The following is a 17440-nucleotide window of genomic DNA, read 5'->3' as shown; positions in this document are numbered from 1 at the left end:
TCCTTCCCGCCACAATGCCCCAAGCGGCATCGCGTTGCATGAAGAATCCCGCATTGCCCTTCGCGCTGCGTTGCACCACATGTGCGCCATGGCCGATGCCGATCCACAGCGACGCCGCAAACCCGGCCGCGATGCGCCGCTGCCCCTGCCCGGCTGCGTTGCACTGGTGCTGCAGGGCGGCGGCGCGCTCGGCAGCTATCAGGCCGGGGTGATCGAGGCGCTGGCGGGCGCCGAGATCGAGCCTGACTGGGTCGCGGGCATCTCGATCGGCGCGATCAACGCCGCCATCGTCGCAGGCAACCCGCCCGAGCGCCGGGTCGAGCGGCTCGAGGCGTTTTGGAACCGCGTCACGAGCGGCCTGCCCAGCTTCCCGATCTTCCCGCAGGATCAGGTGCGCGAACTGGTCCATGAATGGTCCGCCGCAGCGGTGCTGGCGCAGGGCGTCCCCGGCTTCTTCCACCCGCGCACCGTCCCGCCCTTCTTCGCCACCCCGGGCAGCTGCGCCGCGCTCAGCTATTACGACACTGCCGCGCTGGCAGAGACGCTCGACGCGTTGATCGACTGGGACCTGCTCAACACCGGCCCGGTCCGCCTCTCGGTCGGCGCGGTCGAGATCGAGAGCGGCAATTTCCGATACTTCGACACGACCACCGACCGCATCGATGCGCGCCACATCATGGCGTCGGGCGCGCTGCCCCCCGGCCTGCCCCCGGTCGAGATCGACGGCAACTATTATTGGGACGGCGGCCTCGTCTCCAACACCCCGCTGATCCACGTCCTCGATCATCAGCGCGACGCAATGCTGGTATTTCAGGTCGACCTCTTCTCCGCCGCTGCCGCGATGCCGCACACGATCACCGACGTGATGGCGCGCGAGAAGGAAATCCGCTTCTCCAGCCGCACCCGGCAGGTCAGCGACGAGCGGCTGAAGCTGCGCAAGGAGCGCGAACTGATCCGCAAGGTGCTCGCCAAGCTGCCCGACAGCCTCGCCGACGATCCCGATGTCGCGGCCCTGCGCGCCGCAGCCGATGAAAAGCCGGTCAGCCTCGTCCACCTGATCTACCGCGCCAATGCGTGGGAGGGCGGCAGCCGCGATTTCGAGTTTTCGGCGCGGTCGATGCGCGAACATTGGCAGGCGGGCCGCGACGATGTCGCGCGCACCATGGCCAATGCGCGCCTGATCGCCAGCAACATCGCCGACGGCCGCACCGCCGCCTTCGACCTCACCAAACGCTAACCGGGAGTATCCCATGTTCCTCAAGGGCAAGTCCGCCATCGTCACCGGCTCCACTTCGGGCATCGGCCTCGCCATCGCCAAGGCGCTGGCAGCCGAAGGCGCGAGCGTGATGATCAACGGCTTTGGCGACGCGGATGCGATCGAAGCCGAGCGCGCGGGGCTTGAGGGGATCAGCGGCGCCAAGGCACTCTATGACGGCGCCGACATGAGCAAGCCCGACGCAATCTATGCGATGGTCGACCGCTGCCATGCCGAACTCGGCGGCCCGGACATCATCGTCAACAATGCCGGCATCCAGCATGTCGCCAAGATCGAAGAGTTCCCGACCGAGAAATGGGACGCGATCATCGCGATCAACCTGTCCTCGGCCTGGCACATGATGCGCGCGGCAGTCCCGCATATGAAGGCCGCGAAATGGGGGCGTATTCTCAACACCGCCTCGGCGCACAGCCTGGTCGCCAGCCCCAACAAGTCCGCCTACGTCGCCGCCAAGCATGGCGTGGCCGGGCTGACCAAGACGATCGCGCTCGAAACCGCGACCGACGGCATCACCGTCAACTGCATCTCGCCCGGCTATGTCTGGACGCCTTTGGTCGAAAACCAGATTCCCGACACGATGAAGGCGCGCGGCATGACGCGCGAGCAGGTGATGAACGACGTCCTGCTCGCCGCCCAGCCGACCAAGGAATTCGTCCTGCCCGAACAGGTCGCGGCGCTGGCGCTGTTCCTGTGCCGCGATGAAGCCCGCGCGATCACCGGCGCGAATTACAGCATGGACGGCGGGTGGACCGCGGCATGAAGCGCGCGCTCACCCTTACCCTGCTCGCCACCGCGCTGCTCGCAGGCTGTACCCGCGACGGGCGCGGGCTGGTCGATACGGCACAGGAAACGCGCTGGCGCGCGGTGGCGACGGACGAGGACCGGACCCGCCTGCGCGGCTGGCGCAGCGCCTGGGTCGCCGCGCTTCCGGCCGCACGGACTGCCGATGCCACGGCCATTGCGGCGGGGGGCGCGCTGTTCGACCCGGATCGCGCGCTCGCCACCCCGCTGCCCCCCGCCGGCGCATATCGTTGCCACATCCACCGGCTCGGCGCGCGCACCCCCGACCGCCCCGCCTTCGCTACGCTGCCGCCCGCCGCCTGCCGCATCGACGCCGATCGCGCGCTGACCCGCTTCCGGGTCGAGGACGGCGCCCAGCGTCCTGCGGGACTGTTCTACGCCGACAGCGAAAGCCGGTCCGTATTTCTCGGCACGCTTGCGCTCGGCGATGAACGCCAGGCGCTGGCCTATGGCCTCGACACGCGCCGCAACCTTGCCGGCTATGTCGAACGCGTCGGGATCGATCGCTGGCGACTGGTGCTGCCCGCACCCAGCTTCGACTCGCTGATCGACGTGATCGAGATCGTCCCGGCGCAATAGCGCGCTTCGCCGTTGCGTCGCGGCGGCAGGCGGCTAGGCTGGCGCGATGAAGACGCTCCTCGCCACCGCCGCCGCGACGCTCGCGCTCGTCACCCCAGCCGCCGCCGATGGCGTCCGCGACGCCACGACGCGCGAACTGCCGTCGCTGATGGCGCTCTATCGCGACCTGCACGCCAATCCCGAGGTCAGCGAAGCCGAGGTCCGGACCGCCGCCAAGCTCGCCGCCGAAGCGCGCAAGGCCGGCTACGCGGTCACCGAACAGGTCGGCGGAACCGGCGTGGTCGCGGTGCTGAAGAATGGCGACGGCCCGGTGGTGATGATCCGCGCCGATATGGACGGCCTTCCGGTGACCGAGGAAACCGGTCTGCCCTTCGCGTCCAAGGTGCGCACCCGCACACCCGAAGGGGTCGAGAGCGGCGTAATGCACGCCTGTGCGCACGACACGCACATGACCGCCTGGGTCGGCACGCTGCGCAACCTCGCGGCGATGAAGGATCAGTGGCGCGGCACGCTCGTGATGGTCGCACAACCGGCGGAGGAGAACAGCGCCGGCGCGCTCGCGATGCTCAAGGACGGGCTCTACACCCGCTTCCCAAAGCCGACTCACGCCATCGCCTTCCACAACAGCGCCGCGCTGCCCGCCGGAACGATCGGCATCCGCAGCGGCCCGACCTTCGCCAGCGTCGATTCGGTCGACATCGTGGTGAAGGGTGTCGGCGGTCACGGCGCCTATCCCGCAACGACCAAGGACCCGATCGTGCTTGGCGCGCGCATCGTCTCGGCGCTGCAGACATTGGTGGCGCGGGAGATCGACCCGCTCGATTCCGCCGTGGTCACGGTCGGCAGCTTCCAGGGCGGCACGCGCCACAACATCATCCCGGATCAGGCACTGCTGCTGCTCACCGTCCGCGCCTATACGCCAGAGGTGCGCAAGCAGCTGATCGACGGAATCGCGCGGATTGCGAAAGGTGAGGCGATCGCGGCCGGCGTGCCGGAGGATCGCATGCCGATCGTCACCGTGCGCGAACCCTTCACGCCGCCCGCCGTCAGCGACCCCGCGTTCGCAGGCCAGCTGAAGACGCTGTTCACCGCCCGCTTCGGCGAGGGTCGGGTGCAAGACATCGCCCCGACCATGGCGGGCGAGGATTTCGGCCGCTACCCGATCGCGGATCCGTCGGTGAAAAGCGTGATCTATTGGGTGGGCGGCGTCCCGCAAGACGCATGGGAGAAGGCGCAGGCCAATGGCGGCGTGGGCCTGCCCTCGCTGCACAGCCCGAAATGGGCGCCCGATGCAGAAAAGGTGATCGGCACCGCCGCGGAAGCGATGACCGCGGCGGCGCTCGACGTGATGAAGCGTTAGGTTGCGAGTTAATCCTCCCCCGCCAGGGGGAGGTGGCGCCGGAGGCGACGGAGGGGGAGGACAGCTGCGCCCTCTCGTCTCTCGCCGAGGTGCTTCCGCCCCCTCCGTCAGCTGCGCTGACTCCTCCCCCTTGCGGGGGAGGATTGATATTTACTCCGTCTCAGCCCTTTTCTTCGCCAGCTCGGCCTCCTTCTCGGCATCATAGCCGGTCGCGGCTGGCGCCTGGTTCGAATGCACCGGCTGCGTCCCCGAGGGCGGGTCGGACGCATCCATCGATTCGTCCAGCGCGCGGTCGAGCCGCGCCTGCTTGCTCTCGGGGTTCTTTTCCAGCCGCTCGGCGATGCTTTCGTCAGTCCCGGCGTCGCCGCGCTTGTTATCGTCGTCCATCGTCTCTCTCCCATCTGGGTGGACGATCAAAACGCGCGCCACGCGTCCCGCGTTCCGCCCCCGAAACGCAGAAGGGCCCGGCCATCGCTGGCCGGGCCCTCCCGATTTCGTCACGGCGTCGCGGATTATTCGCGGTTGCCGATCAGGCTGAGGATGAACTGGAACATGTTGATGAAGTCCAGATACAGCGTCAGCGCACCCATGATCACTGCCTTGCCGACCATGTCGGTGCCGGCGACATACTGATAGACGCTCTTGATCCGCTGCGTGTCATACGCCGTCAGACCCGCGAAGATCAGCACGCCGGCGACGCTGATGATCAGCGACAGCGTGCTCGACTGGGTGAAGATGTTGATGATCGACGCGACGATGATGCCGATCAGGCCGACGATCAGGAAGCTGCCGAACCCCGACAGGTCCTTCTTGGTCGTGTAGCCATAGAGGCTGAGGCCGGCGAAACCGGCTGCCGCGGCGAAGAACGCCTGCGCGACCGACGTACCGGTGTAGCGCAGCAGCAGCGTCGACAGCGACAGGCCCATCAGCACCGTGAACGCCCAGAACATGCCCTGCAGCGCAGGGGTCGAAAACTTGTTCTGGCCAAAGCTCATCGCGAACACGATCGCCAGCGGCGACAGGATGATCAGCCACACCAGCGGCCCGCCATTGGCGAAGACCGAATAGGCGATCGATTCGGTGCCGCCCCAGGCGAACATCAGCGCGACGATGCCGCTCAGCAGCACGCCCGAAGCCATGTAGTTGTAAACCGAAAGCATGTAGGACCGCAGCCCCGCATCATACGCGGCGCTATCCCGCGTACCTGCGGCCGTCGCGTACGGCGCGGCGGTCGTGTGGGGGTCAGACCAGTTAGCCATCTCAAACTCCTTTGCCCGGCGGTCTCTGGATATCGGCCGCCCGGATGTGATCGAATATCATGCTTTGCCGGGCGAGATTCAAGGAAAACCGGAATCGCCGTCTCTGACGAAATGGGTTAATCCCCGGCAATGCACCGCCTGTTCGTCGCATTGCGCCCGCCGCCGCCGATCCGCGAGCTGCTCATCGATCGCATGGACGGGATTGAAGACGCCCGCTGGCAGGATGACGATCAGCTTCACCTCACGCTGCGCTTCATCGGCGACGTCGATTCGCGCATGGCGGAGGACGTCGCCGTCGCGCTGTCGACCATCCGTGCCGACCTGCCGCCGCTGCGCCTCGACGGGTGCGGCATGTTCGACAGCAAGGGGCGCCCCAATGCGGTCTGGGCCGGGGTCGCGCCGCGCGAGCCGCTCGCCGCACTTCACCGCAAGATCGACCGGGCGATGGTCCGCATCGGGCTTGAGCCGGAGCACCGCGCCTATCTGCCGCACATCACGCTGGCGCGGCTCGCGCGCTCGGCGGGGCCGGTCGATGCCTTTCTCGCCCGCCACGCCGCGCTGACCAGCCCGGCGTTCAGCGTCACGCACATGACATTGTACGAAAGCCGCCTCGGCACTGGCGGCGCCAGTTACGAGCCGATCACGCGCTATCCGCTGACCGGCCCGTAAACACGATTACCCGGCCGCGAACACGCCGCACGCGATGCGGTCGCCGCTGTTGCCCGACGGATCGGTCTTCTGGTCGTCCGGCCCGGCATGGACCACGAACGCCGCGCCATCGGCGTCGAGCAGCCCGTCCATCGTCCCCGACCCCAGCTTGTAGGTCAGCGTGCCGGTGCCATCGGGCTGCACGATCAAATTGGGCATGTCGCCGGCATGCGCGCCCTGCGGATTCTCCAGCCCATGCTGTGTCGCGCCCGGATTCCAGTGCCCGCCGGCAGTGGTAAAGCCCGGCGCATCGCACTTGCCGGTCATGTGTACATGCACGCCATGCGGCCCGGGCGAGATGCCGGTCACCGACACGTTCACCGACAGCCCGCCATTGGTCACGGTCGCCACCGCGCTGCCCGCCGCGCTGCCATCGGCGCGCTTGAGCTGCGCCGTGGCGCGCGCGGGGTCGCTGCTGGTGGCGCCACCGCTGCACGCGGCGGTGAGGGCAAGCGCGGCGATTGCGCAACCGGTCCGGATCATCTTCTTCTCCTGTTCTGGAAACCCGCCACCCCAATGGGTCAGCGGGGAAAGGGTTCCGCGCTCACGCCCGCGGATGCGCGTTGCGATAGACGTCGAGCAGATGCGCAGCGTCCACCGCGGTATAGATTTGCGTCGAGCTCAGGCTGGCATGGCCGAGCAGTTCCTGCAAGGCACGCAGATCCGCCCCGCGCCCCAGCAAATGCGTGGCAAAGCTGTGGCGCAGCGCATGCGGCGTCGTCCGCTCGGGCAGGCCCAGCCGCACCCGCGCCGCCCGCACCGCCCGCCGCACCAGCGCCGGATCGAGCGGCCCGCCGCGCGCCCCGCGAAACAGCGGCGCGCCCGGCGCCGTGCCATAGGGACAGAGGCGCACATATTCCTCCACCGCCGCGCGTACCTGCGGCAACAGCGGCACGATCCGCGTCTTGTCGCGCTTGCCGGTCACCCGCAGCGTCTCGCCGAGCGGCAGCGCCGCGCCGGTCAGCGCCATCGCCTCGCCGATGCGCAGCCCCGCGCCATAAAGCAGCAACAGCACTGCCAGGTCACGCGCGGCGATCCACGGCTCGCGCGCATCGTCCGCCACCTCTTCCGCCAGCGCCACCGCTTCATCGGGCGACACCGGGCGCGGCACGCCCTTGCACACACGTGGGCCTCGCAGCCGGGGCAGCTCGGCGTCCGCTCCGCCCGCAAAGGCGAGGAACGCCCGCACCGCCGACAATTCGCGCGCCGCGCTGGCATTGCCGATCCCGTCGCTGCGCCGCTGCGCCAGATAGGCGCGCAGATCCGCCGCGCTGACCTTGCCCAGCGCCGCGCGATCCACCGCCCCGCCCCAATGCCCCGACAAAAACGCGATCAACCGAGCCGCCGTCGCTTCATAAGCGCGCACCGTATGCGCCGAGCGCCGCCGATCCCGTGCCAGGTGGGCACCGAACAACAGGGGAAGCGGGCGGTCGTCCATGGCGTCACCCTAGTCACGCGCGACGTGCGCGTCATGGTTCAATCGACACAACTTTCCGCCTAAGACCCGTCCCATGATCAACGCCAACGGCCACCGCCTCGCCTATCGCCACACGCCCGGCACCGGGCCGACCATCGTCTTCCTCCCCGGCTACGCCTCCGACATGAGCGGGAGCAAGGCGGTCGCGATCGAGGCCTGGGCGCAATCCACCGGCCGTGCCGTTCTGCGCTTAGACTATGCCGGCTGCGGCGAAAGCGAAGGCGCGTTCGCGGATCAGACGCTCGCCAGCTGGCGCGACGATGTCCTTCTGCTGATCGACCGCGTTATCGAAGGGCCCGTCATCCTCGTCGGATCGTCGATGGGTGGCTGGATCATGCTGCTGGTGGCGAAAGCGCGACCCGAGCGTGTCGTCGCCTTGGTCGGCATTGCCGCTGCTCCCGACTTCACCGACTGGGGGTTCACACAGGCGCAGAAACTGACCCTGCTCAACGAAGGCCGCCTCGAACAGCCTTCGGAATATTCGCCCGAGCCCACTCTCACCACCCGCGCCTTCTGGTCCTCGGGCGAGGCGAACCGGCTGATGCACGGCCCCATCGACCTCGACATCCCCACCCGGCTGATCCACGGCCAGCGCGACCCCGATGTGCCATGGGAACGCAGCGTCACCCTTGCCGGCCTGCTTCGTTCAGACGATGTGCAGACACTCCTCGTCAAGGACGGCGATCACCGCCTGTCGCGCCCGCAGGACATCGCCCTGATCCTGCGCACCCTTGAGGATCTCGTCCCGACGCCATGATGTTCCTGCTCCTCGCCGCCGCCCAGAGTGTCACGCCGCCCGCGCCCGTCGGCCCGCCCTCACCCGAGGAACAGCGCTGGGAACGCTGCGTCGAACTCGCGGTCGACGAACCCGCGGCGGGAATCGCCGAAGCCAATCGCTGGCGCATGGCGGGTGGGCGTTTCCTCGCCGAACAATGCCGCGGCATGGCCTATGCCCGGCAACAGCGCTGGGTCAGCGCGGGCGGCGCGTTCGAAACCGCCGCGCGCGAGGCCGAAGTGGCGCGCGACCGTCGTGCGTCAAAATACTGGGCGCAGGCCGGCAATGCCTGGCTCGCCGCCGGTGAGGCGGCCAAGGCGCGCGCCGCGCTCGACGCTGCGCTCGCCACCGGCACGCTGGAGGGCTTGGAGCTGGGCGAAGCGCATTTGGACCGCGCCCGCGCGCTGGTCGCATCGGGCGACCTTGCCGGCGCGCGCAGCGACCTCGACAAGGCGCTGGTCCACGCCGCGAAAGACCCGATGGCGTGGCTGCTCTCCGCCAATCTCGCGCGCCGTACCGGCAATGTGCCCCTCGCACGCGAACATATCGGCAGGGCGGTGGAGATGGCCGGCGACGACGCCTCGGTCCAGCTTGAGGCGGGCAATATCGCCGCCGTCGCCCGCGACGAAGCCGGGGCCAAGGCCGCCTGGACCCGCGCCGCGCAGCTCTCGCCCGACGGCCCGATCGGCGCCTCGGCGCGGGCGGCGCTCCAACAATTTGCAACCGAGGAATAGCAACCGGGGCATTTTTCCCTATCTCTGGCCCGAACCAGCGACAGGGACTCCCGATGCACTATCTCCACACCATGATCCGGGTGACCGACCCGGACGCCTCGATCCGCTTCTTCGAACTGCTCGGCCTCAAGGAAACCCGGCGGATGGAGAGCGAGAAGGGCCGCTTCACGCTGATCTTCCTCGCTGCCCCGGGCGACATTGCCGCAGAGACCTCCGAGCGTGACGGACGCCCGCGCGCCGAGGTGGAACTCACCTATAACTGGCCGCCCGAGGATGGCAGCCCGGCGGAAACCTACACCGGCGGCCGCAATTTCGGGCACCTCGCCTATCGTGTGGAGAATATCTACGAAACCTGCCAGCGGTTGATGGACGCCGGCGTGACGATCAACCGCCCGCCGCGCGACGGCCATATGGCGTTCGTGCGCAGCCCGGACGGAATCTCGGTCGAGCTGCTGCAGGACGGGCATCTCGACCCCGCCGAACCCTGGGCCTCGATGCCCAATACCGGGGTCTGGTGATGGGGATCGAGGTCGTCCGCATCCCCGCGCTCAGCGACAATTATATCTGGCTCGCGCATGATGCCGCGTCGGGGGAGACGATCGTCGTCGACCCTGCCGTGGCGGAGCCGGTGCTGGAAGCTGCCACAGCGCGCGGCTGGACGATCTCGGCCATCTGGAACACCCATTGGCACCCCGATCACACCGGGGGCAATGCCGCGATCAAGGCTGCGACCGGCTGTACCGTGATTGCGCCGGCCGCCGAAGCCGCCAAGATCCCCACCGCCGACCGGCTGGTGGCGGAGGGTGACACGGTGACGCTCGGCGCGTTTCAGGCGGCGGTGATCGACGTCCCCGCCCACACCGCCGGCCATATCGCCTATCATCTGCCCGAGGGGAGACTCGTCTTCGTCGGCGACACGCTGTTCGCGATGGGCTGCGGCCGCCTGTTCGAAGGGACGGCGGCGCAGATGTTCGCGAACATGCAACGGCTTGCCGCGCTGCCCGGCGATACGACCGTCTATTGCGCGCACGAATATACCCAGTCGAACGGCCGTTACGCGCTGGTCGCCGAGCCGGACAATCGGGCGCTCAGCGAACGCATGGCCGAAGTCGATGCGATGCGCGCGCAGGGCCTGCCGACCGTGCCGACCACCATCGCGCTCGAGCGCGCCACCAACCCGTTCATGCGCGCCGCCTCGGCCGAGCAACTGGCCGAACGCCGCGCAGCCAAGGACAGCTTCCGGGGCTAACGCTCCCGCCGCTTCCACGTCACCACGCGATAGCCCCACACCAGGACAACCGCCGCCGTGGTGACGACCGCGACCGGCCCGACATAGACCTGCAGCTCCTGAAACCGCGACCCCAGCAACAGTCCGGCATAGGCCAGCACCGCGTTCCAGATCGCGCTGCCGACGAACGTCGCGAGCAGGAAGCGCGGCAGCCCCATCTTGGCCATGCCGGCGGGAAGCGAGATCATCGTCCGGAAGGTCGGCAGGAAGCGGAAGAAGAACACCACCCACCCGCCGTGCCGGTGGAAGAAGGCGTTGAGCTTCTCGACATCATCCCATGTCAGCGTCAGCCAGCGGCCATGGCGCTCAACGAACGGTTTGAGCCGCGCAATCCCGATCCAGCGCCCGACGCCGTACCAGAACATGTTGCCGAACGTGGTGCCCAGCGTCGCGACGATCAGCAGCGGGGTCATGTCCATGTCGCCGCGCGCGACCGCCATCCCGCCCAGCCCCATGATCACCTCCGACGGGATCGGCGGGAACACATTCTCGAGCGTCATCAGGATGAAAATCCCGATATAGCCGCCCCAGGCGATCAGGTTGAGGATAAATTCGGTCATGGGTGACGCGTAACGCAGCAGTGGCCGATTGGATCAGGCGCGCGCGGCCACCCGTGCCTCGATCGCATCCCAGATCATCGCGGCGGTGTCCGTTCCGTTGAACTTGTCGATCGCGACGATCCCCGTCGGCGACGTCACGTTGATTTCGGTCAGCCACTCGCCGCCGATCACGTCGATCCCGACAAAGATCAGCCCGCGCCGCTTGAGCTCGGGCGCCAGCGCGGCGCAAATCTCGGCCTCCTTCGCGGTCAGCTCGGTCTTCGCCGCCGTGCCCCCGACCGCCAGGTTCGACCGGATCTCGCCCGCGCCCGGCACGCGGTTGACCGCCCCCGCCACCTCGCCATCGACCAGCACGATGCGCTTGTCGCCCTTGGCCACATTGGGAAGGAACGCCTGCACCATATGCGGCTCGCGATAGGCGGTGTTGAACACCTCGATCAGCGACGACAGGTTCGCGCCGTCGCGGTCGATCTTGAAGATCGCCTTGCCGCCATTGCCGTGCAGCGGCTTGACCACGATCGCACCATGCTTGGCGAGGAACGCCTTCGCCTCGTCATAGTCGCGCGTGATCAGCGTCGGCGGCATGAAGCGCGCAAAGTCGAGCACCCACAGCTTCTCCGGCGCATTGCGCACGCTGGCGGGATCATTGACCACCAGCGTCCGGTCGGCGATCCGCTCGAGCAGATGCGTCGCGGTGATATAGCCCAGGTCGAACGGCGGATCCTGCCGCATCAGCACGACATCGGCGTCCTCGCCCAGATCGAGACTGACGGGATCGCCGAACTCGAAATGATTGCCCGCCACGCGCTGCACCGTCACCGGATGCGCCTTCGCCCATACCCGCCCATCGGCATAGTTCAGCGCCTCGGGCACGTAGTGAAACAGCCGATGCCCGCGCGCTTGCGCCGACAGCATCAGCGCAAAGGTCGAGTCCCCCGCGACATTGATCGAATCGAGCGGATCCATCTGGACAACGACGGTGAGGGGCATCGAGACTCCTTCCAAGTCCGTCACCCCAGCGAAAGCTGGGGTCTCATGCGGCTTGAGAGCCCAGCTTTCGCCGGGTGACGGCGAAGTAGGGTGCCGGAAGCCGATTGTCACCCGATCCACGCATTCTCGATATGCCGCGGCCGCACTCCGGGCGCGAGCAGCAGCACGTCGACCCGGATATCCTCGCCATTCGCGGCAAAACGCGGCATCAGATATTCCGCCGCCGCCGCCACCCGCGCCAGCCGCCGCTCATCGATCGCAAAGTCCAGCTCGGCCGCAGTCTTGCGCGCCTTGACCTCGACAAACGCGACCAGTCTGCCCCGCCTGGCGACCAGATCGACCTCTCCCGCCGGGGTCCGCACGCGCCGGTCGAGAATCCGCCACCCGCGCAACCGCAAATACCACGCCGCCCGCGTCTCCCCGTCGCGGCCCGATTGCTCGGCAGCGCGGCGGTCTCTCACCCCTTCAGCTCCATCGCCCGCGCGTACAGCGCCTTGCGATCCAGCCCCAGTCGTTTGGCCACCTCGCCCGCCGCCTTGGACGCCGGCAGCCGCGTCAGCGCTTCGGCCAGCGCCGCATCGGCGTCCTCCGCGCTTGCCGGCGCCGCCTCACCCGGCGGGGCGACCACCACGACGATCTCGCCCTTCGGCCCGCCCTCGGCATAGCGCGCCGAGAGTTCGGTCAGCGTGCCCGTCACGCATTCCTCGAATTTCTTGGTGATCTCGCGCGCCACCGCCGCCTCGCGGTCCCCCAGCCCCTGCGCCAGCGCCGCGAGCGCCGCCGACAGCCGTGGCCCGCTCTCGTAAAACACCAATGTGGCGCGCACCCCGGCGACTTCGGCAATCGCCTCGGCACGCGCCTGCTGCTTGCTCGGCAGGAACCCCATGAACAGGAACCGGTCGGTCGGCAGCCCGGCCAGCGTGAGCGCTGCAATCCCCGCGCACGGGCCGGGGATCGTCGTCACCGCATGCCCCGCCGCCCGCGCATCGCGCACCAGCTTGTATCCGGGATCGGAGATCAGCGGCGTGCCCGCGTCCGACACCAGCGCTACCGCCTGGCTTGCCATCCGCGCCACCAGCCCGGGCCGTACCGCCTCGGCATTATGGTCGTGATAGGGCGTCATCGGGCGCTTGGCCCCCAGATGCCGGAACAGTCCCGCTGTCACCCGCGAGTCCTCCACCGCAACCACATCGGCGTTCAGGAGTATTTCAGCCGCGCGTGGAGATAGATCGCCGAGATTGCCGATCGGGGTCGCGACGATGTAGAGGCCGGGCGCAAGAACAGAGGTCATCGGGGAGTCGTCATGACAGAGGTAGCAGCGAAACGCCAACCGGGCATGGCAACACTCTTGCGGGGACTGGTCATCGGCGCCGCGCTGGCGCTGTCCGCCTGCGTCCGCCCCTCCGCCCCGCCGCCGGAGCCGGTACGCCCCGAACCGGTTCAGCCGGTCCGCCCCGCCCCCGGCCCGGTCCGCCCCGGCCTGCCCGAAGAGGATGTGGCCCGCCACCGCGTCGCGCTGCTCGTCCCCACCTCCGGCCCCAATGCCGGGATCGGGCGCAGCATCGCCAATGCGACCCAGCTCGCGATTCTCGACACCAAGGCGGACAATGTCCGCATCACCACCTATGACACCGCCCCGGGCGCCGCTGCCGCAGCGACCCGCGCGCTGGCCGATGGCAATACCCTCATCCTCGGCCCGCTGCTGTCGGAGGATGTCCGCGCGGTGGCGCCGCTGGCGCGTCGCGCCGGGGTTCCGGTGCTCAGCTTCTCGAACGATGTCGGGGTCGCCGGAAACGGCACCTATGTGCTCGGCTTCACCCCCGCCCAGTCTATCGAGCGGGTGGTCGATTACGCCCGGCGCAGCGGTATCACCGAGTTTGCCGGGCTGATCCCCAGCGGCCTCTATGGCGAACGCGCCAGCACCGCCTTTCTCCGCGCGGTCGAGGGTGCCGGCGGCAAGGTCACCGCGCTCGAGACCTATAATCGCGGCGCCCCCGCGATGAATGCCGCGATCGCCCGCCTCACCCGCTCGCCGTTTCAGGCGGTGCTGATCGCCGACAGCGCCACCGGCGCCGTCACTGCGGTCCCCGGCATCCGCCGCGCCAGCGCCACTGCGCGCATCCTCGGCACCGAATTGTGGAACAGCGATTCAGCCGTTGGCGGGATGACCGCGCTCAACGGCAGCTGGTTCGCCAGCGTCTCGGACACGCTCTACCGCACCTATGCCAACAAGTATCGCGCGCGCTTCGGCGCTGCGCCCTATCGCCTCTCGACGCTTGGCTATGACGCTGTGCTGCTCACCGTGCGCATCGCCCGCGACTGGCGCCCCGGCGACCGTTTCCCCGCCGACCGGCTGGTCGATCGCGACGGCTTTGGCGGGATCGACGGCGCGTTCCGCTTCGGTCGCGACGGCGTCGCCGAACGCGCGCTCGAGGTGCAGGAGCTGCGCGGCGGCACCACGGTCACCGTCTCTCCCGCGCCGCAGGGCTTCGGGCGGTAGCCGATCAATCCTCCCCCGGCTTGCCGGGGGAGGACCCTAACGAACCACCTCCCGCAATATTCCTTCGAGCACCGGCATCCCCGCACCGGTCACCCGCAGCCGATCGCCTGCGCGCACGATCAACCCGTGCGCCGCCAGCCGTTCCACCGCCGCCAGGTCGACATAATCCGCCCCGATCCGCGCCAGATCGACGCCCTCGGCCAGTCTCAGCCCCATCACCAGCGCCTCGGTCGCGCGCTCGCCCGGCGACAGCGCGATCTCCTCCTGCAGCCCATGCCCGTTGCGCGCGACGGCATTCAGCCAGTTTTCCGGCTTCTTGTGCCGCGTCGTCGCGTGCCCGGTCCGCCGCCCATGCGCACCCGGCCCGACCCCGGCATAATCGGTGTAGCGCCAGTAGCTGAGGTTATGCCGGCTCTTCGCCCCCGGCCGCGCATGGTTCGACACTTCGTACAGCGGCAGGCCCGCCGCCCCGGTCAGCGCCTGCGTCACATCCCACAGGTCCGCCGCCGCATCGGCATCCGGGATCACCAGATCGCCCTTCGCCGCCAGCGTTGCAAAGCGCGTCCCCGGCTCGATCGTCAGCTGGTACAGCGACAGATGCTCGGTCCCGAAACTCAGCGCCCGCGCCAGCTCCGCCTCCCAGTCCGCCACCGACTGCCCCGGTCGCGCATAGATCAGATCGAAACTCACCCGCCCGAAATGCCGCTGCGCCGTTTCCAGCGCGCCCAGCCCTTCGGCCACGCCATGCGCCCGCCCCAGAAACGCCAGCGCATCATCGTCCAGCGCCTGCAGCCCCAGCGACACGCGATTGACCCCGGCGGCGGCGAGATCGGCGAACCGCGCCGCCTCGACCGATGACGGATTGGCCTCCAGCGTTACTTCCAGATCGCCCTGCGGCGCCCATGCCGCTACCGCCGCATCGATCACCGCCGCCACCGTCTCGGGCGGCATCAGCGACGGGGTGCCGCCCCCGAAAAAGATCGACCCCAGCCGCCGCCCGGGCAGCAGCGCTGCCTCATGCGCCAGGTCGGCGAGCAGCGCCTTGCGCCACGCATCCTGATCCACCACCTCGCGGACATGGCTGTTGAAATCGCAATAGGGGCATTTGGACACGCAGAACGGCCAGTGGACGTAAAGCGCCAGCGGGGCCGCAGCGGTCGGTTCGGAACCATTCATGTTGCGCGCGCTATGCGCCGGATCGGGAGTTTCCGAAAGATGCTGCTGCCGTTCCTGTTCCTTGCCGCCTGCTCGCCCCAGAACGAAGCGCCCAAGGAGTTCGTCGAGCGCCGCGAGTCGATGGCTCCTGCCCCGGGCGGTGCCGAACGCCTGCGCAGCGCGATGCTCGCCGCGCACAATGCCGCCCGCGCCGCCGTCAACGTAGCGCCGCTGACCTGGGACGATGCCCTTGCCCGCGACGCCGCCGCCTATGCCCGCGACCTTGCCCGACGCGGCGCGTTCGAACATTCACGCCAGCCGCGCGGTCCGGCAGCGCAAGGCGAAAATCTGTGGAAGGGTACGCGCAGCGCCTATCGCTACGAAGAAATGGCGGGCCATTGGGTCGCCGAACGCCGCGACTATCTGAACCGCCCGATCCCCAACATCAGCCGCACCGGACGTTTCGTCGATGCCGGCCATTACGCCCAGATCGTCTGGTCGCGCACCACCCGCGTCGGCTGCGCGCTGGCAAGCAACGCGCGCGAGGACGTGCTGGTCTGCCGCTACTCCCCGGCCGGCAACGTCATGGGTCAGGTAGCGTTGCCCTGAGCTCATTCCTCCCCTGAGCTTGCTCAGGGGAGGTGGCAGCGCGCAGCGCTGACGGAGGGGCCGCCCCCGCAGAGGGCGGAATTTTGCCGAGCTGTTCACGGCTGTTTTGCCAGCCGCCCCTTCATCCGCTCCACCCGCGCGAACGACGCCTCATTCCGCCCGAACAGCTGGAATTTCGGCGTCCGCCCCGCCGCCTCATCGGCCTCCAGCCGGCGCTCCAGCTTGCGGATGCCCCAATTGCCCTTCTCGCAGCAGATGCAGCCGCACGGCGCATTGCCATTCGCGCCGGGCATATAGCGCCACCCGGTCACTTGCGGCAGCATCTTGAAGCGCAGAATCTCCGACTTCGCGATCGGCCGCGCGATCGCTACCTGAAATCCCTCGGGCGAGGATGGCAGCGCCCGCCCCCGCTGCACCGCATTCGACGCCTTGTCCGCCACGCGCGCTGTCGCCGGATCGCGCTGCTCGGCTGCCAGCATCAGCGCCACCGCCTCGGCCGCGCGCATCTCGACCGGCGCGCCGTTATAGTGCGACACCGCGACGATCTCGTCATCGGGAATACGGAAATAGACCCCCGCGATCGTCCCGCTCCCGGTCCGCCGCAACTCGCGCAGCCATTGATGCGCGATGTTGAACTCGCGCGTTACCGGCAGGGCATAGATACGGTCGGGCCGCCATCCGTCCTTTTTGACAAAGCCGATCCCGCCGCGCCGGATCCCGGGCAGGTTGCGGTGGCTGGTCAGGTGGACGAATGTTGCCATGCCCCCCCCTATCGCGCGCAGATCGCTCCGACCACCACAGGACCGATTTTGTCAGGGAGCGTAGCGCAGAGCCACGCGTTCTGCGTCGATGGCCGACACCCTTACCCCCCACGCTCTGCTGATTGTCGCACTTCAGGATTTGCACGATGCCGAACTGGCGTGGATCGAGCGCTCGGCTGATCTGCAACGCAACGCGTCCTACCGGACCGGAACCTATCTCGCCGAAGAGGCACGCGCCGCGCAGGCACAGGCGGAGCGGCTGAAGTCGGCGATCGCGGCGCTGGACGGTGACGTCCAGGGGCCGCGCAATATCTGGCTGCGCGCCATTCTCGACGATGCCGCACGCGACGCCGATACCATCGCGCCCGGGCCGCTGCGCGACACCGCGCTGGTCGGCGCATTTCGCAAGGGCAAACAGGCCGAACGGGTCAGCTACGAGACCGCGATCGGCCTTGCGCGGCGCATGAACCGCGACGCGCTGGTGCGCACGCTGACCATCTCGCGCGATGAGGAAGCGCGTACCGATGCCGCGCTCGTCATCCTGCTCGACGCGATCCTGCGCGACCTGGTGGTGTAGGGTCGGGTCCAGCAAAGCGGAACCGGCCCCG

At 68.5% G+C, this 17440-nt stretch carries 22 protein-coding genes; 12 read left to right on the top strand and 10 right to left on the bottom strand.

From position 1 onward, the window contains the following. Nucleotides 1-88: 88 nt before the first annotated feature. The 4 genes from J2Y54_RS11725 to J2Y54_RS11710 are packed head-to-tail and all read left to right on the top strand — an operon-like array spanning nucleotide 89 to nucleotide 4016. Nucleotides 89-1237 (top strand): patatin-like phospholipase family protein, encoded by a 1149-nt coding sequence (locus J2Y54_RS11725; RefSeq protein ID WP_310039836.1) that lies wholly within the window; start codon nucleotides 89-91, stop codon nucleotides 1235-1237. 13 nt (nucleotides 1238-1250) lie between these two features. Then, entirely contained in the window at nucleotides 1251-2036 is a 786-nt protein-coding gene (locus J2Y54_RS11720; protein ID WP_310039834.1) for a 3-hydroxybutyrate dehydrogenase, read from the top strand. Further along, nucleotides 2033-2656, top strand: coding sequence for a DUF4893 domain-containing protein (locus J2Y54_RS11715; RefSeq protein ID WP_310039832.1), 624 nt, complete (start codon nucleotides 2033-2035; stop codon nucleotides 2654-2656). Before J2Y54_RS11720 ends, J2Y54_RS11715 begins: the two co-directional genes overlap by 4 nt. Nucleotides 2657-2702: 46 nt before the next feature. After that, nucleotides 2703-4016, top strand: coding sequence for an amidohydrolase (locus J2Y54_RS11710; RefSeq protein ID WP_310039830.1), 1314 nt, complete (start codon nucleotides 2703-2705; stop codon nucleotides 4014-4016). A 150-nt stretch (nucleotides 4017-4166) separates the two neighbouring features. Here the strand turns inward: J2Y54_RS11710 and J2Y54_RS11705 are convergent, their stop codons facing one another. Together J2Y54_RS11705 and J2Y54_RS11700 are read right to left on the bottom strand one after the other, a co-directional pair. Next, entirely contained in the window at nucleotides 4167-4403 is a 237-nt protein-coding gene (locus J2Y54_RS11705; RefSeq protein ID WP_310039828.1) for a hypothetical protein, read from the bottom strand. Between the two features lie 125 nt (nucleotides 4404-4528). Next, entirely contained in the window at nucleotides 4529-5275 is a 747-nt protein-coding gene (locus tag J2Y54_RS11700; protein WP_310039826.1) for a Bax inhibitor-1/YccA family protein, read from the bottom strand. Between the two features lie 129 nt (nucleotides 5276-5404). On the opposite strand from J2Y54_RS11700, the gene thpR reads away from it, so the two are divergent. Next, nucleotides 5405-5944, top strand: a complete 540-nt coding sequence (gene thpR, locus J2Y54_RS11695; protein ID WP_310039825.1) for an RNA 2',3'-cyclic phosphodiesterase — start codon at nucleotides 5405-5407, stop codon at nucleotides 5942-5944. A 6-nt stretch (nucleotides 5945-5950) separates the two neighbouring features. On the opposite strand, the gene J2Y54_RS11690 is transcribed toward thpR, so the two are convergent. Together J2Y54_RS11690 and J2Y54_RS11685 are read right to left on the bottom strand one after the other, a co-directional pair. Then, entirely contained in the window at nucleotides 5951-6466 is a 516-nt protein-coding gene (locus tag J2Y54_RS11690) for a superoxide dismutase family protein (protein ID WP_310039823.1), read from the bottom strand. 61 nt (nucleotides 6467-6527) lie between these two features. Next, complete coding sequence (locus J2Y54_RS11685) at nucleotides 6528-7421, bottom strand: tyrosine recombinase XerC (RefSeq protein ID WP_310039822.1); 894 nt, start codon at nucleotides 7419-7421, stop codon at nucleotides 6528-6530. A gap of 73 nt (nucleotides 7422-7494) precedes the next feature. Here J2Y54_RS11685 and J2Y54_RS11680 point away from each other — a divergent pair, with 73 nt between their 5' ends. The 4 genes from J2Y54_RS11680 to gloB are packed head-to-tail and all read left to right on the top strand — an operon-like array spanning nucleotide 7495 to nucleotide 10218. Beyond that, nucleotides 7495-8217 (top strand): alpha/beta hydrolase, encoded by a 723-nt coding sequence (locus J2Y54_RS11680; protein ID WP_310039821.1) that lies wholly within the window; start codon nucleotides 7495-7497, stop codon nucleotides 8215-8217. Further along, nucleotides 8214-8969 (top strand): tetratricopeptide repeat protein, encoded by a 756-nt coding sequence (locus tag J2Y54_RS11675; protein WP_310039819.1) that lies wholly within the window; start codon nucleotides 8214-8216, stop codon nucleotides 8967-8969. Before J2Y54_RS11680 ends, J2Y54_RS11675 begins: the two co-directional genes overlap by 4 nt. 53 nt (nucleotides 8970-9022) lie before the next feature. Beyond that, nucleotides 9023-9487 carry a VOC family protein gene (locus J2Y54_RS11670; protein ID WP_310039817.1) on the top strand — a complete coding sequence of 155 codons (465 nt, stop codon included), beginning with the start codon at nucleotides 9023-9025 and terminating at the stop codon, nucleotides 9485-9487. Further along, complete coding sequence (gene gloB / locus J2Y54_RS11665; protein WP_310039814.1) at nucleotides 9487-10218, top strand: hydroxyacylglutathione hydrolase; 732 nt, start codon at nucleotides 9487-9489, stop codon at nucleotides 10216-10218. Before J2Y54_RS11670 ends, gloB begins: the two co-directional genes overlap by 1 nt. Here gloB and J2Y54_RS11660 read toward each other — a convergent pair. From J2Y54_RS11660 to rsmI, 4 genes are all read right to left on the bottom strand, one after another. Continuing rightward, the gene (locus J2Y54_RS11660) at nucleotides 10215-10817 is read right to left on the bottom strand and encodes a DedA family protein (RefSeq protein WP_310039811.1); all 603 of its coding nucleotides are present in this window, start codon (nucleotides 10815-10817) and stop codon (nucleotides 10215-10217) included. The two genes, gloB and J2Y54_RS11660, sit on opposite strands and share 4 nt — an antisense overlap. Before the next feature lie 33 nt (nucleotides 10818-10850). Next, nucleotides 10851-11807, bottom strand: coding sequence for a glutathione synthase (gshB, locus tag J2Y54_RS11655; RefSeq protein WP_310039808.1), 957 nt, complete (start codon nucleotides 11805-11807; stop codon nucleotides 10851-10853). Between the two features lie 107 nt (nucleotides 11808-11914). Continuing rightward, complete coding sequence (locus J2Y54_RS11650; RefSeq protein WP_310039807.1) at nucleotides 11915-12268, bottom strand: YraN family protein; 354 nt, start codon at nucleotides 12266-12268, stop codon at nucleotides 11915-11917. After that, entirely contained in the window at nucleotides 12265-13098 is an 834-nt protein-coding gene (gene rsmI / locus J2Y54_RS11645) for a 16S rRNA (cytidine(1402)-2'-O)-methyltransferase (protein WP_310039805.1), read from the bottom strand. The genes J2Y54_RS11650 and rsmI overlap by 4 nt, the downstream gene beginning before the upstream one ends. Nucleotides 13099-13143: 45 nt before the next feature. On the opposite strand from rsmI, the gene J2Y54_RS11640 reads away from it, so the two are divergent. After that, nucleotides 13144-14307 carry a penicillin-binding protein activator gene (locus J2Y54_RS11640; RefSeq protein ID WP_310039803.1) on the top strand — a complete coding sequence of 388 codons (1164 nt, stop codon included), beginning with the start codon at nucleotides 13144-13146 and terminating at the stop codon, nucleotides 14305-14307. A gap of 36 nt (nucleotides 14308-14343) precedes the next feature. On the opposite strand, the gene hemW is transcribed toward J2Y54_RS11640, so the two are convergent. Beyond that, complete coding sequence (gene hemW / locus J2Y54_RS11635; protein WP_310039799.1) at nucleotides 14344-15483, bottom strand: radical SAM family heme chaperone HemW; 1140 nt, start codon at nucleotides 15481-15483, stop codon at nucleotides 14344-14346. 39 nt (nucleotides 15484-15522) lie between these two features. On the opposite strand from hemW, the gene J2Y54_RS11630 reads away from it, so the two are divergent. Continuing rightward, entirely contained in the window at nucleotides 15523-16071 is a 549-nt protein-coding gene (locus J2Y54_RS11630) for a CAP domain-containing protein (protein WP_310039797.1), read from the top strand. Between the two features lie 95 nt (nucleotides 16072-16166). Here the strand turns inward: J2Y54_RS11630 and J2Y54_RS11625 are convergent, their stop codons facing one another. Further along, on the bottom strand, nucleotides 16167-16832 hold the full coding sequence (locus J2Y54_RS11625; protein ID WP_310039795.1) for a hypothetical protein: 666 nt from the start codon (nucleotides 16830-16832) through the stop codon (nucleotides 16167-16169). An 88-nt stretch (nucleotides 16833-16920) separates the two neighbouring features. Between J2Y54_RS11625 and J2Y54_RS11620 the strand changes: the two genes are divergently transcribed. Next, the gene (locus J2Y54_RS11620) at nucleotides 16921-17409 is read left to right on the top strand and encodes a DUF892 family protein (protein WP_310039794.1); all 489 of its coding nucleotides are present in this window, start codon (nucleotides 16921-16923) and stop codon (nucleotides 17407-17409) included. Nucleotides 17410-17440 lie beyond the last annotated feature (31 nt).

Origin of the sequence: Sphingomonas sp. BE123 (assembly GCF_031456015.1) — a bacterium.
Classification (GTDB): Bacteria; Pseudomonadota; Alphaproteobacteria; order Sphingomonadales; family Sphingomonadaceae; genus Sphingomonas.
Note: the sequence above shows the minus strand (reverse complement) of the source record. Positions and strands in the feature narration are given on the sequence as shown.